Origin of the sequence: Sphingomonas sp. ATCC 31555 (assembly GCF_000282895.1) — a bacterium.
Classification (GTDB): domain Bacteria; phylum Pseudomonadota; class Alphaproteobacteria; order Sphingomonadales; family Sphingomonadaceae; genus Sphingomonas.
On record NZ_ALBQ01000062.1, the window covers coordinates 19,157 to 33,311 of the forward strand.

A 14,155-nucleotide genomic window follows, 5' to 3' on the forward strand; every position below is an offset into this window, starting at 1 on the left:
TTCAGGATCTGGCCGTAGCCTAGCTTCGGCCACGAAATCATCAAGCGGCAGGCTGGGCGCGTTAACCCTTTCCGATAACCGCTTCCATCAACGGCATTTTCGCTAGTTTTGATCACACCATTACCAGCAGCCCCGGCCTGTAACCTCCGGGGTTCGGTGGAGTATGGCGTGACTGGCATCCGATGCCTCTTCTGCATCGTCCTTGCGGGCGGCGCATTGCTGCTCACGGCGGCGAGCGATACGCCACCGCTCGAGGACCAGGTGCTCGAACGGATCAACGAGGTGCGCCAGGACCCGGCGGGGTACGCCGATCGGCTGCGCACGCTGCGTAACCACTTCATCGGAAATGCGCTGTATGCCCCGGATCATCCGAAGGGGACGATGACGCGCGAAGGACTGCAGGCGATCGACGACGCCATCGCATTTCTGGAACGGCAGCGCCCGCTGCCGCCGCTGGACCGCGGCGCGCTGCTCGATCTTGCCGCGCAGGACCATGTCGCCGATCAAGGGCCCCGCGGCGCACGCGGCCACGTTTCTCCCGACGGCGCGACGCCGGCCGATCGCGTGCGCCGGCGCGGCGGCGGCGACCTTGTCGGCGAAGGCATTTCCTACGGCTATACCGATGCCGAGCAGGTGGTTCGCCAGCTGGTGGTGGACGATGGGGTGCCCGACCGCAGCCATCGGCTGCTGCTGTTCAACCAGGAACTGCGCTATGCCGGAATCGGTTGCGGCGCGCACCAACGCTATGGCCATATGTGCGTGATCGACGTCAGCCGCACCCGCACCGGCCGATCGGTCTTCGCCCTTTTCGCCCAAAATGACGTGCGGGGCGGCACCAAGGCGCCCTGAACGGCGGCGCGCTCACTGCACGATCGTCACCACCGTCCCACGCCTGACCACGGCGAACAGCCGCGCCGCAAAATCCAGCGGCACGCCGATACAGCCATGCGTGGCGAGCCCTTCGCGCACGTCGCTGCCATGGATCGCCACGCCGTCGCCGGTCAGCCGCAGCGTATAGGGCATCTCGGCATCGTAGAGGCTGGAGCGGTGATTGCGGCCCATCCACAGCACCGGAAAATCCCCGGTCGGCGTTGGCTTGTCGTCCTGGCCGTACAGGATCACGCTGGTGCCGATTTCCTCGCCAGCACGGAAGACGGATAGGATCTGCTTCGAAAGATCGATCCGCAGCCATAACTCGCCCGCCGGCACGCCGCGATCGTTCCACACGAAGCTGCCATAGCGCATCGGGGAGTCGAGCCGCAGCAGGGTCTTCACCGGCTGTACGCTGCCATCGGCGCGCGTCAGTCGCCGCGCCTCGTCCCCCGGCAGCCTTATGCGTTCACTTTTGGGCGGAAACAGCGGCATTGCGACCGCGACGGCAGGCGGACGGCGCAGCAGCGCAAGGCCCGCCGGCACCAGGATCGCCACGCCCAGCGCCGCCAGCGAGATCCAGAAGCCGATCGAACGCCGGCTTTTCAAGCGGCCACGCTGCTCCGCGTGCGCCGGCGGAGCGCTGCACCCACCAGCGGAAAAGCGGTAAGCAGCAAGAGCCACATGCCGGGTTCGGGCACCGGCGTGATCGGCGGAACCGGGGTGGGTGCGGGCGCTGGCACGACGATGATGCCGCCACCACCGCCACCACCGCCGCCGCCCTGACCCGGAAAAACGGTCGTCGGGATGGCCCCGCCCCCGCTGCCGCCGGATCCGCCCGGCGCAGCGCCGACGGCGCTCGGCGCTACTACATAGGGAACCTGGGCAAACGCAGCCGGCGGCAACATCGCCTCACCGGCGGGCCCAACGTCCGCCGGCAGCGCCACGGCGGCCGGCAGCGGCGCCATCGGCGGCTCTGCCGCAGGAGGAAGATTGTTGAACGCTTCAGTGCCAGTCAACATGTCGGCGTCGGCGAGCGGCAGCATGCGCAATGCTTTGGTGCTGCGCGCGCCTTCCGCCCGCAGGCCCGGCGAGCGGGCGGCGAGCACCGCAAGCGCATCGATCGTGTCAGAAACTGGCGCGATAGCAATTCCGGCGGAAGTGGTGGAGAGCAGCGGCACCACGATCGCGGCTGTCATCAGCAGGCGCCGCTTGCCAGCGTGCCTCCTGTCCCCCCGCAAAAACCGCCTGCCGATACGCACCTGTCGTTCGCCCCCTAAGCGACCCGAAATCGCATGACCCTGTTAACTATGCGAGTTAAGTTTATGTTATAATCAGGGGAAAACCTAGTTTTGGCAAAATAGTTCCTTACTGCCAAATTCACCAGTACGAATTTTGCCGGATGCCCTCGGTTCGTCTCTTCTGTCTCGAAACGAACCGGTTCGATCGGCACGATCGATCAGCCTAGGCGCTCTTCCCCAACAGGTATTCGACGAAGCTACCCAGATTGCGAAAGCTGCTCAGCGTCAGCGCACTGCCCTCGCCTGCCTGCGCCGCCGGGGTCAGCGCACGGGTAAACCCCAGCTTGGCCGCCTCGCGCATGCGCAGCGGGGCATGTGCCACGGGCCGGATCTCACCGGACAGGGCGATTTCGCCGAACGCAACCGCATCGGCGGGAACGGGGCGCTCCGAAAGCGCCGAGACCAGCGCCGCCGCCACCGCCAGATCTGCGGCGGGATCCTGCACGCGATAGCCGCCGGCGATGTTCAGATAGACTTCGCAGGCGGAGAAGCTGAGCCCGCACCGCGCCTCCAGCACCGCCAGCACCATGGATAGCCGCGGCGAATCCCACCCGACCACAGCACGCCGCGGCGTGGCGCCGGACGCTAACCGTACCGTCAACGCCTGCACCTCCACCAGCACCGGCCGCGTGCCTTCGAGCGCCGGGAACACCACCGTGCCGGTGACGTTCTCGTCACGCTGCGTCAGGAACAGCGACGAGGGATTCCCGACCTCGGTCAGTCCTTCCGCCTGCATCGCGAACACGCCGATCTCGTCGGTGCCACCGAAGCGATTTTTCACCGCGCGCAGGATGCGATACAAATGGCTTCGCTCGCCTTCGAAGGCGAGTACCGTATCGACCATATGCTCCAGCACGCGCGGGCCGGCGATCGCCCCGTCCTTGGTGACATGCCCCACCAGCACCAACGCGGTGCCGCGTTCCTTGGCGAAGCGGATCAACTCCTGCGCGCTCGCGCGCACTTGGCTCACCGTGCCCGGCGCGCCTTCGATCAGATCCGAATGCATCGTCTGAATCGAGTCGATGATCAACAGGGCCGGTGGCGTACCCTGCCCCACGGTCGTGAGAATATCCCGAACCGAGGTGGCGGCGGCGAGCTGCACCGGCGCATGGCCCAGCCCAAGCCGCCGCGCGCGAAGCCGCACCTGGTCGGCAGCTTCCTCGCCGGAGACATAGGCAACGGACAACCCGCGCTCCGCGATCCTGGCCGCCGCCTGCAGCAGCAGGGTGGACTTGCCGATGCCGGGATCGCCACCGATCAGCGTCGCCGATCCCTCGACGAAGCCGCCACCCAGCGCGCGATCGAGTTCGGCGATGCCGCTCGCCATCCGATCGGGCAAGGCGATGTCGGTGTTCAGGCCAGACAGCTGGATCGCGCGGCCGCCGGATTGCAAATTATGCTTGGCCTGGAAGGGTGTAGCCGCGGCCGCCACTTCCTCCACCAGCGTATTCCATTCGGCACAGTCCGCGCATTGCCCGGCCCATTTCGACGTTGCCGAGCCGCAGGCCTGGCAGACATAGCGTTTCTGAGGTTTCGCCATCCCCACGCTCTAGCCGAACCGAAACGAAAAGGGAACAGCGTCAGTCCCGCTCCAGCTCCGATTCGAGCTTCAGCACGCGCCCGCCATCTTCCTGCTCGATCAGATAGGCGGGATTGTCGGCGCTGCCGTTGCGAACGATCTTTTCACCCTTGATCGTGCGCTGTACGCGCCGGTCGAAGCGTTCGGCAATCTTGCCATGTGCGACATTGCCGCCCCAATTCCAGCGGATTGCCGTTCCCTTGGAGAAATGCTTGCTCATTGTCGCGAGAACCGCCGGGCAGATCTTCTGTTCCTGGGGTGGGACAATCCATTCGCTTGCCGGCCCCGGCGCGCCAGACTATGCCGCGCGCAAATGCAGCCCTCGGATCTTCGTGTCGCGCTCTTCAGCGGCAACTACAATTATGTTCGCGACGGCGCGAACCAGGCGCTTAACAAGCTCGTCGGCTATCTGCTGGATCAGGGCGTAAACGTGCGCGTCTATTCCCCGACCACGGACACCCCCGCCTTTGCTCCTACCGGCGATCTCGTCAGCGTGCCCGCCTGGCCGGTGCCCGGCGGTCGAGCCGAATACAAGTTCGCGACCGGACTGCCTAAGAGCATCCGAGCGGATCTCGCCGCCTTCGCGCCCAACATCGTGCATGTGTCGGCCCCCGAATTCCTGTGTCACGGCGCGGTGAAATGGGCGCGGGCGCGTGGCATCGCCACCCTCGCCTCGCTGCACACCCGGTTCGAGACCTATCCAGCTTACTACCATCTCGGCTTCGTCGCGCCGGTGATCATCAAGCTGCTAACGCGCTTCTACAACCGGGTCGACAAGGTGGTCACACCCGGCGACTCCACTGCGGAGCTGATCCGGAGCTGGGGCGTGAAGACGCCGGTCGGCATCTGGTCACGCGGAGTGGACCATGATCGCTTCCATCCGGGGCGGCGCAGCCTGGAATGGCGGCGCTCGTTGGGGTTGCGGGACGAGGAATTCGCGGTCGGCTTTCTCGGCCGGCTGGTGCTCGAAAAGGGTCTCGATATCTTTGGCGCGGTTTGCAACGAGCTTAGCGCGCGGGGCATCGCGCACCGCGTGCTGGTGATCGGCGAAGGCCCGGCCCGGCAGACCTTTGCCGATCGGGTGCCCGGCGCGATTTTCACCGGCTTCCAGCGCGGCGACGATCTCGCCCGCGCGGTCGCTTCGATGGACGTGCTGTTCAATCCCTCCGTCACCGAAACCTTCGGCAACGTCACGTCCGAAGCCATGGCATGCGGCGTGCCTGTGGTAGCCGCACGCGCCACGGGGGCGGTGGATCTGATCGAGGATGGCGCGAACGGCTTCCTCGTTCCCCCACGCGACGTGCCCACCTATGCCGATGCGATCGAGCGGTTGATCCGCGATCCGGCGCTCGCCGCGGCGCAAGGAGCGGCCGGCCACGCCAAGGCGCAAGCACTGGTTTGGGATAAGGTCAACCGTTCTGTGCTGGACAGTTATTCTGAATTGCTTGCAAGACCTTAGGTAAAATACGGAAGCAAAGCGTTGCCAAGCCCTGGCACCAGTTTGCATTGCCCATCAGCACTGTAAAACTCCCTATGGGAACGTTCTCCTCCCCTTAACTTGCCAACACCCAGAGACCCCCCAGACACAATCCAGAAAAGGGGTCCTCCATGAATAACTTACGTCTGGCGCTCGTGACATCATGCGCGCTTTTCACCACAGCGGCGCAGGCGCAAGAACATGCCGCCAGCGCCACTGCGACGACCGCACACGCCGCGGAGCCAGCCGCGCCCGAGCCAGCCAAACAGTCGTTCACGACCGGCGTTGCCAAGGGCCGCGACCTGCTCGACTCCGCCATTTCGGCTAGCTCGATCGATGAGGAGCAGATCCAGAAGATCGGCACCCGCTCGATTGCCGAAGTGCTGGGCAACATGCCCGGCATCCGTGCCGAAACCGCCGGCACCGACGGACTGACCGCGATCACCATACGCGGCCTGCCGATGGCGGCGGACGGCTCGAAGTTCCTGCAGATCCAGGAAGACGGTCTGCCGGTCCTGGAATTCGGCGACATTCACTTTGCCGCCACCACGGCGTTCCTGCGCACCGATCTCAGCCTGTCGCAGGTACAGGCGATCCGTGGCGGTTCGGCATCCACGTTCGCGTCCAACTCGCCCGGTGGTCTCGTCAATTTCATCTCGAAGACCGGCGAGGAGGAAGGCGGCACGATCCAGTTGTCCTCGGGCGTGGATCATGAACTCGGTCGCGTCGACTTCAACTATGGCGGCCACCTCAGCAAGACGGTACGTTTCAACGTCGGTGGCTTCTATCGCCAGGGCGAAGGTCCGCGTGCGACCGCCTTCGATTCGTTCAAGGGTGGCCAGATCAAGCTCAATGTCACCAAGACGTTTGAGAACGGCTATGTCCGCGTCTACGGCAAGTACCTTGACGATCGCGAACCCAACTACGCGATGCTGCCGGTCGCGGTGCGCGGCACCAATACCGATCCGTCATATAGCACGATTGCCGGCTTCGATCCGCGCAAGGACACCCTTGAATCGCGTTACAAGTCCTCGATGCTGGCGCTAGACGGCAACAACAACATCACCAACCTGAACCTGCGTGAGGGCAATCGCAGCAAGGTGGCGTCGCTCGGACTGGAAGCCCAGTTCGACATCGCCGGGTGGACGTTCAGCAACCGCATGCGCTACGCCGCGATTTCCGGCAGCTATAACGAAAGTAGTTCGATGGCGTTGCTGCCTGCCGCGGCCTTTGCGCCGACGTTCGGCGGCCCTGGCGCGACGCTGAGCTACGCTACCGGTCCCAAGGCGGGGCAGACGATCACCAATCCAGCGACGTTGAACGGCAATGGTCTGATGATGTACGGTCTGGCGATCCACTCCGACCTGGAAAAGCTCGACAACTTCACCAACGATTTCCGCGGCAGCCGGGTTTGGAACGTCGGCGATGGCAAGCTTACCACGACGGCAGGCTTTTACGCATCCTCCCAGGCGCTCTGGCAGAACCTGAACCTGATGACCAACGTGTTCGATGTCGCGTCGAACGGCAATTCAGCGTTTGTCGATGTGGTCACCGCAACTGGCACTTCAGTTACGCAGGGTGGCGTACTGAACTATGGCATCGCGGGCGGCGCTGGATATCGCCGACGCTACGACCTCGATTATCGCGTGTTTGCTCCCTATGGCTCGGTCAACTACCAGATCGGCGCCCTTTCGCTGGGTGCGAGCCTCCGCTATGATTTCGGCAAGGTTAGCGGCGCGCTGTACGGAGCAGATCTTGGTGGCGGGCGCGTAGGGACGGCACCGGTCGACATGAACCGCGACGGCACGATCGCACCCGCCGAACGCTCGGTGGCCGTGCTGCCGCTGTCACGTCCCGGCCTAGCTGACTATAGCTATAAATACGCTTCCTACTCGATCGGCGTGAACTATCGCGTTGCCGAACCCGTGTCGGTGTTTGCCCGCTACAGCCGCGGTGCGCGAGCAAGTGCGGAACGGCTGTTCTTCTCGCCGGCCGTCAATGCCGCTGGCGCACTGACCGACCCTGCCATGGCGTACGGGCCGGTGAAGCAGGCGGAAGCCGGCGTGAAGTTCCGCAAGGACGGGATTTCGCTGTTCGCGACCGGCTTCTGGGCCTCGACTCAGGACAAGAACCTGCAAATCGGCGCGAATGCCACAGGCAACACCGTCGTGCTGCAGATTGATCGCGACTACAGCGCCAAGGGCGTCGAAGTCGAAGGCCTGTTCGAGCGGGGACCGTTTGGTCTACGACTCGGTGCTACCTACACCAAAGCTACTATCGATGCCGACAAGGCCGACAAGACGCTGGTCGGCAACACGCCGCGCCATCAGCCGGACCTGATTTTCCAGGCAACGCCACAGTTCGAGGTAAAGCGCTTCACCATCGGCACCAACGTGCTGGGCACCACCAGCAGCTTTGCCCAGGACGGCAACCTGCTGAAGCAGCCAGGGTACACGATCGTCAGCCCGTTCGTGCAGGTGCGCCCGGTTAACGGTCTCCAGATCAGCCTGAACGTCTACAACGTGTTCGACAAATTGGCGTTCGTCTCGGTCAACTCGGCAGCCATCCCGGCATCCGGCATCGTCAACGCCCAGACGCTAACCGGTCGCACGATCACCGCGTCGGTCCGTTTCAGCTTCTGATCTTTCCGCTCCGACGGAAGAAGGGCGGTCCGCGCTTCGGCGCTGGGCCGCCCTTGGTCGTTGCCCCCAGCCGCACGATTGCCGTGTCGATTTGAGACTAACAACAGGGGATTAACCATATTCTCGCATTGTACCGCAACCACTCTGCGAAGAAGAACGGATGATCCTGCGACGATCCGCGCCTGCGCTTTCGCTAGGCTGGTGATCGATCCTGTTGCGTAAGGGAACACGTATGCGCATCCTCTGTTTGTCTGCAATTGCCGCTCTGCTGGTCGCCCCCGCCGCTCTTGCCAAGCCGACTTCCTCGACGGGCAAGGCGACCACGGCCACCGCTGCGGCCACAACGGCGAACGCCAAGGCCGCTGCCGGCCTGCAGGCGATGCGCGAATTGAACCTGATCGTGCTCGACACGCTCACCACGAATGGCCAGGAAGTGGAAGGCCGCACCTTCGTCAACAAGCTGGTATCGCAGAACTTCACCAATTTCGGCATCGGTTCGAGCACCCAAGGTTCGGCATCCTCCCGCTATGACGTGCTGAGCGTCGTCGGCAACGCCACCGGTTCGTTCCGCCTGAAGGCGGGATATGCGAATGGCCAGAACGGTACGCTGGGCAACACCGCGCGCATCGGCGGTAATGTCGGCTATGTGGATTTCAACGCTACCAACGGCGCGGTGGGTGTGTTGGTGGCGGGGGGTAACCTCACCACCTCGTTCAACGTCAACAACAACAGCGTGACCTATGGCGGATCGGCCGCTTCGGGCATCAACGGCGCGCGCAAGGATGCCACCCTCGCCGCAGGCGGCGCGAACGACGTGGGCGCCGGCCTGGTGATTCGCATGAGCGAGCTGACCACCAACCTCAACGCCCTGTCGACCCAGTTGGCGAACCTGCCCTCGCTCGGCACGATCACCTCGACCAACAATGCGCTGAACTATTCGGGCGCCACAGACGGTTTCGCGGTGTTCACGATGACCGAAGCGGCATTCACCAACCAGAACGCCAATTTCGACAACCTGTTCACCCGGATGCCCAGCGGCACCACCACAATCATCAACGTGCTCGGCACGAATCTGGTGCAGGGCGGGAACATCAACAACAAGGCGCTGAACCAGAGCGTGATCTGGAACTTCAACCAGGCGCAGAACCTGTCGGTGAAGGGTTTTCACGGCAGCATCCTGGCGCCGAAGGCGACGCTGACGAACAGCAGCGCCATCGAAGGCAGCATCGTTGCGCTCAACATGCGCCTGAACGGCGAGGTGCATCTGGGCACCTATAACGGCAACGGCAATTTCGTGCCGACGAACGCCGTGCCCGAACCGGCGAGCTGGGCGATGCTGCTGGTCGGCTTCGGCGCGCTGGGCGCCGCGATCCGCAAACGCCGCGCGCTCGGCATCGCCTGAACCGACAAGGGGCGCCGGTAACGGCGCCCCTTTCGTCATTGCCAGTCGAACCGCAGCTCGCCTTCGCGGAAGGCAAAGCGGTCGAGATGGCGAGCAACCGCACCTTTGAGCCCTTCCAGCTGATCCGCCGACGTGGCATCGATCCGCACGTCCAGCCCAGCTTCGGCAACGTTGAACGTAACCACGGCATCGCCCGGATGATCGGCGCCGCGAGCATCCTTCGGGAAGATCACCGTGCCGTTTTCAGGCGTGAATTCCACCTGCAGATTGTGCTGCCAATGCTTGCACAACTGCTGGAGATAGCGGCTGGCATGTTCGGTCGGCACCAGGGTGTGGCTGGTGAATGGGGCAATCGTCATTCCTGTCTCCTTGGCCGAACCGGGGACCAGCCCCAGACGGCGACGTAACACCTCGATCCGGGGCATCGTTTCCTACAGCCGCTCGATCTTGCGCGCGGCTTCGTCGAGGATTTCGGCGATTGCGTGCAGCCGCTCCGCATCCACTTCCTCGTCGAACACGCTGGCGGCGAGCACGGTCTTGAGGTTGTGCATCGCGCGGCGCACCGGCCCGCCATTGGTGCGGGCATGGCGCTCGCCCAGTTGCGCCAGACGTTCGAACAGCGCTGCGACTTCGACGGCATTCTCCGCAAGATGCGCGGTGCCCGCCTCGGTAATCGCGAACTGCTTCTTGGCGCCCTCGCTCTTGTGCTCGGCGATCAGGTCCATGTCGTCGAGCATGGTGAGCGTGGGGTACACGACGCCCGGGCTCGGCGCATAGGCGCCGTTGGAGCGCGCCTCGATCTCGCGGATCAGGTCATAGCCGTGGCGCGGCGCCTCCTCGATCAGCTTGAGCAGGATCAGGCGGAGCTCGTCGCCGCCGAACATCCGCCGGCCGCGCCCACCAGGCCCACGCTCGCCCATGGCAAAGGCCATGTCGAAGCCGCCGGGAAAGCCCCCGCCCCAGCCGCCGCGTCCGCGGGGGCCAAACTGGTGGCCGTGATGATGGTGATGATGGCCGTGACGGCCGAAGGGAGAAAACATGGTTATATGCATCCTGTGCAAGTCGTGATGCACACAAGATATATCTTGAAAAAGATCGTGCAAGGGCCCTCTTTAGCCCCTCCTCCTAGGAGGAGGGGTTGGGGTGGAGGGATTCCAGAACGTAATTTGGTCTCGGTGAGACACCGCCCCACCCCAAACCCCTCCCCTGAAGGAAAGGGGCTTAGGAGACGCCCTAATGCGTCAGCATCGCCCGCACCGTCGGCCGGACGAAGGGCAGCCCCGCCCCCAGCCGCAGCACCGCGTGCCGCATCGCGCGTGCCGGCAGCCGCTCGTCAGTGAACAGCCGCACCAGCAGGTTGGTCCCCGTATAGAGAGGCTTGCACGCCGCCCGGTGGCCGTTCTCAAAGCGCCGCAGCACCGCCGGCAGCGCCGGGTCCATCCCCCGCCGCACCGCGTCCCGCACCTCGGCGGCGAGCAGCGCCTGCCCGCTCAGCCCGAGGTTGAAGCCATGCGCGGTCACCGGATGCATCCCAACCGCCGCATCGCCGATCAGCGCCGCGCGACCGGTGACGAACTGATGTGCCCAGGTGGTGACCAGCGGGTAGACGTTGCGATCGCTCACCACCTCCATCCGCCCCAGCCGCTGGCGGAAGCGGCGGGTGAGGTCGCGGCCGAGCGCGGCATCGTCGAACGCCGCCACCCGCCGCGCCGCCTCTTCGGGGAGGGTCAGCACTGCGCCGGCCATGTTGCCGTTCAGCGGCAGCAGCGCCAGCGTCTGGCGATGATCGAACCATTCGAGCGCGGTCGCACCGTGTGGCAGCTCGTGGCGCACCCGCACCACCATCATCGAACGACCAAGCGGGTTGATGTCGGTGTCGATCCCCAGCGCCTCGCGCGTCTTGGAGAGCCGCGAATCGGCCACCACCAGCAGCCGCGCCCGTACCACCTCGCCCGAGGAGAGCAGCACTTCCGCGCGCGGCCCGGTGGCACCCGAGCGGGCATGGACCACCTCCGCGCCGGTCACCAGCTTTAGGCCGGGCTGGTGCTTCACCGCCTCGTACAGCGCGGCGCGGATGCGGTGGTTCGGCACCAGATAGCCGAGCTGGTCGTCCGCCCCGCCCCCCGCGGTGAAGTTGAGCGCGAAGGGCGAATCGCCGTTGAGCACCTTGGCCGCGTGCATCGGCGCGATCTCGTCCGCCGGCAGCCGCCCCCAGGCGCCGAGCGAGTCGAGGATCCGCTTCGAGCCATGGGTGAGCGCGATCTCGCGCCCGTCGAAGCGCGGGCTGGCCAGCGCCTCCAGCGGCGCGCGCTCGAGCAGCACGATGCTCAGACCGCTGTCTTCCAGCGAGCGCGCGAAGGCGAGGCCCGCCGGCCCTCCCCCGACGATGACGACGTCGCAGTCCATGCCCGATCCTCCACACTTTCCGCCCCATCCCGCCCCGTGGCGATCGGGGCGACTTCCCCACCACGCACCGTCATCCCGGCGAAAGCCGGGATCCAGACGCTGTAGCGCGTCGGCTCCTGCTACACCGGATAGGCGAATGGATCCCGACTTTCGCCGGGATGACCAAGGGTTTGGGGCGCCAGGCGCCACCAAGCCTTGCGCCCGATCAACCAGCGGGATGCAAATAGCGTCGCACCCGCCTATCTTGGCCGCAATGGCCGACCTTTTTGCCACCCACGAACAACCCGCCGCCGACTCCCCCGCCGCCGGCGGCCCGCTCGCCGACCGGCTGCGCCCGCAGAAGCTCGACGAGGTGGTCGGGCAGGAGCATCTCACTGGACCGCAGGGCGCGATCGGGCGGATGGTCGCGGCGGGCAAGCTCAGCTCGATCATCTTCTGGGGGCCACCCGGCACTGGCAAGACCACCATGTCACGGCTGCTCGCCGATGCGGTGGGCCTGCGCTTCGTCGCGATCTCGGCGGTGTTCTCGGGCGTCGCCGACCTCAAGAAGGTGTTCGCCGAGGCGCGCGACCATGCCCGGATCGGCAAGCGCACGCTGCTGTTCGTGGACGAGATCCACCGCTTCAACCGCGCGCAGCAGGACGGCTTCCTGCCCTATGTCGAGGACGGCACCGTCACATTGGTCGGCGCGACCACCGAAAACCCCTCCTTCGAGCTCAACGCCGCGCTGCTCAGCCGCGCGCAGGTGCTGATCCTGCACCGGCTCGATCACGCAGCGCTGAGCCAGCTGCTCGATCGTGCCGAGACGCTGGAGGAACGCCCCCTGCCCCTGACGCCCGAGGCACGCGACGCGCTGGTGGCGAGCGCGGACGGCGACGGGCGCTTCCTGCTCAACCAGGCCGAAACGCTGTTCTCGGTACAGTTCGAGGCGCCGCTCGACCCCGCCGGGCTCTCCGCCTTCCTGCAGCGCCGCGTCGCGGTCTACGACAAGGACCGCGAGGGGCATTACAACCTGATCTCGGCGCTGCACAAATCGGTGCGCGGCTCGGATCCGCAGGCGGCGCTCTATTATCTCGCGCGGATGCTCACCGCGGGCGAGGAGCCGCTGTATCTGCTCAGGCGCCTCGTCCGCATGGCGGTGGAGGATATCGGCATGGCCGACCCCAACGCGCTGGTGCAGTGCATGGCGGCCAAGGACACGTACGACTTTCTCGGCTCGCCCGAAGGCGAACTGGCGATCGTCCAGGCATGTCTCTACCTGGCGACAGCGCCCAAGTCGAACGCCTCCTACAAGGCGCAGAAGGCGGCGTGGAAGGTGGCCAAGGAAACCGGCTCGCTGATGCCGCCGCAGAACATCCTCAACGCGCCGACCAAGCTGATGAAGCAGATCGGCTATGGCACCGGCTATACCTACGACCATGATGCCGAGGGCGGCTTCTCGGGCGACAATTACTGGCCGGCGGAGATGGAACCGCAGACCTTCTACACCCCCACCGATCGCGGGCACGAGAAGCGGGTGGCGGAGCGGCTCGCCTGGTGGGCGGCGATGCGGGAGCAACGGCGCGGAGACGGCGCATAGCGACGCCGGACTTCACCGATTTCATCGCGATCGATTGGTCGGGCCAGGCAGTTGAGCGGCCCAAGGGGCTGGCCGTTGCCCATGCCAGTGCCGGCGACGCCGCGCCGGTCCTGATCGATCGCCCCTGGTCGCGCGCCGACATTCTCGCCTTTCTCGGCGACCTTGCCGATACCGGCACGCGCGCGCTGGTCGGCCTCGATCTATCTCCGGCCTTTCCCTTTGTCGACGCCGGCGCTTATTTCCCCGGCTGGACGGAAAGCCCCGCCGATGGCCCGGCGCTTTGGGCACTGGTCGACCGCGTGTCGCAGGCGGATCCGCACTTCGCCGCCACCAGCTTCGTACAGCATCCGGAAGCGCGACGGCATTTCCGCCAGATGGGCGATTGCGGCGATCTATTCCCCGGCGGCCGCGGCCGGTTTCGGGTGTGCGAGCATGGCCAGCACGCGATGGCACTCTCGCCCTATAGCTGCTTCAACCTGGTCGGCGCGAGCCAGGTGGGCAAATCGAGCCTCACCGGCATGCGCGTCCTCCACCGGCTGCGGGGCCGCATCGGGCTGTGGCCATTCGATCCCGTACCCGATGCCGGCCCGGTGCTGGTGGAAATCTATACCGCGCTCGCCGCGCGGCTCGCCGGCATGCGCAAGGGCATCTCGAAGATCCGCGACGCCGAGACGCTGGACAAAATGCTCGCGGCGTTCGGATCAGCGCCGCACGGGCGGCTGCCCCGCTATGACGACCACGCCACCGATGCGATCCTCAGCGCCGCATGGCTGCGAGTCGCGGCGGGGCAACAGGATTCGTGGCAACCGGCGGCGCTCACGCCCAGCCTGGCGTGTACCGAGGGCTGGACCTTCGGCGTACTCTGAGGAATAGGACTTTTCTAGAACCTGCAGGGGAAG

The 14,155-nt window shown here is 65.4% G+C and carries 13 protein-coding genes; 6 read left to right on the plus strand and 7 right to left on the minus strand.

The features are described from left to right. Positions 1-168 precede the first annotated feature (168 nt). The gene (locus tag B215_RS0119155; protein WP_236704482.1) at positions 169-849 is read left to right on the plus strand and encodes a CAP domain-containing protein; all 681 of its coding nucleotides are present in this window, start codon (positions 169-171) and stop codon (positions 847-849) included. Between the two features lie 12 nt (positions 850-861). On the opposite strand, the gene B215_RS0119160 is transcribed toward B215_RS0119155, so the two are convergent. The 4 genes from B215_RS0119160 to B215_RS0119175 all read right to left on the minus strand — a co-directional run bounded on the left by B215_RS0119160 (position 862) and on the right by B215_RS0119175 (position 3,970). Continuing rightward, on the minus strand, positions 862-1,479 hold the full coding sequence (locus B215_RS0119160) for a L,D-transpeptidase family protein (RefSeq protein WP_019371264.1): 618 nt from the start codon (positions 1,477-1,479) through the stop codon (positions 862-864). Beyond that, entirely contained in the window at positions 1,476-2,069 is a 594-nt protein-coding gene (locus tag B215_RS0119165; protein WP_019371265.1) for a PEP-CTERM sorting domain-containing protein, read from the minus strand. The genes B215_RS0119160 and B215_RS0119165 overlap by 4 nt, the downstream gene beginning before the upstream one ends. A 265-nt stretch (positions 2,070-2,334) precedes the next feature. Beyond that, the gene (gene radA / locus B215_RS0119170) at positions 2,335-3,711 is read right to left on the minus strand and encodes a DNA repair protein RadA (RefSeq protein WP_019371266.1); all 1,377 of its coding nucleotides are present in this window, start codon (positions 3,709-3,711) and stop codon (positions 2,335-2,337) included. A gap of 40 nt (positions 3,712-3,751) precedes the next feature. Beyond that, positions 3,752-3,970 carry a DUF2945 domain-containing protein gene (locus B215_RS0119175; RefSeq protein WP_019371267.1) on the minus strand — a complete coding sequence of 73 codons (219 nt, stop codon included), beginning with the start codon at positions 3,968-3,970 and terminating at the stop codon, positions 3,752-3,754. A 93-nt stretch (positions 3,971-4,063) separates the two neighbouring features. On the opposite strand from B215_RS0119175, the gene B215_RS0119180 reads away from it, so the two are divergent. The 3 genes from B215_RS0119180 to B215_RS0119190 all read left to right on the plus strand — a co-directional run bounded on the left by B215_RS0119180 (position 4,064) and on the right by B215_RS0119190 (position 9,271). Next, a complete protein-coding gene (locus B215_RS0119180; protein WP_019371268.1) occupies positions 4,064-5,209 on the plus strand; it encodes a glycosyltransferase family 4 protein in 1,146 nt (381 codons plus the stop codon). A 149-nt stretch (positions 5,210-5,358) separates the two neighbouring features. Beyond that, a complete protein-coding gene (locus B215_RS0119185) occupies positions 5,359-7,869 on the plus strand; it encodes a TonB-dependent receptor domain-containing protein (protein ID WP_019371269.1) in 2,511 nt (836 codons plus the stop codon). Positions 7,870-8,101: 232 nt separating this feature from the next. Continuing rightward, complete coding sequence (locus B215_RS0119190; protein ID WP_019371270.1) at positions 8,102-9,271, plus strand: collagen-binding domain-containing protein; 1,170 nt, start codon at positions 8,102-8,104, stop codon at positions 9,269-9,271. 35 nt (positions 9,272-9,306) lie between these two features. Here B215_RS0119190 and B215_RS0119195 read toward each other — a convergent pair whose 3' ends face one another. The 3 genes from B215_RS0119195 to ubiM form a co-directional block, all read right to left on the minus strand. Beyond that, positions 9,307-9,630 (minus strand): DUF2218 domain-containing protein, encoded by a 324-nt coding sequence (locus B215_RS0119195; protein WP_019371271.1) that lies wholly within the window; start codon positions 9,628-9,630, stop codon positions 9,307-9,309. Positions 9,631-9,702: 72 nt separating this feature from the next. Next, positions 9,703-10,311: a PadR family transcriptional regulator gene (locus B215_RS0119200; protein WP_019371272.1), complete on the minus strand. Its 609-nt coding sequence runs from the start codon at positions 10,309-10,311 to the stop codon at positions 9,703-9,705. A gap of 193 nt (positions 10,312-10,504) precedes the next feature. After that, on the minus strand, positions 10,505-11,677 hold the full coding sequence (gene ubiM, locus B215_RS0119205; RefSeq protein WP_019371273.1) for a 5-demethoxyubiquinol-8 5-hydroxylase UbiM: 1,173 nt from the start codon (positions 11,675-11,677) through the stop codon (positions 10,505-10,507). 253 nt (positions 11,678-11,930) lie between these two features. Here ubiM and B215_RS0119210 point away from each other — a divergent pair, with 253 nt between their 5' ends. Both B215_RS0119210 and B215_RS0119215 read left to right on the plus strand, forming a co-directional pair. After that, positions 11,931-13,256: a replication-associated recombination protein A gene (locus tag B215_RS0119210; protein ID WP_019371274.1), complete on the plus strand. Its 1,326-nt coding sequence runs from the start codon at positions 11,931-11,933 to the stop codon at positions 13,254-13,256. Then, positions 13,214-14,122, plus strand: coding sequence for a hypothetical protein (locus tag B215_RS0119215; RefSeq protein ID WP_019371275.1), 909 nt, complete (start codon positions 13,214-13,216; stop codon positions 14,120-14,122). The genes B215_RS0119210 and B215_RS0119215 overlap by 43 nt, the downstream gene beginning before the upstream one ends. The last annotated feature ends 33 nt before the right edge of the window (positions 14,123-14,155 follow it).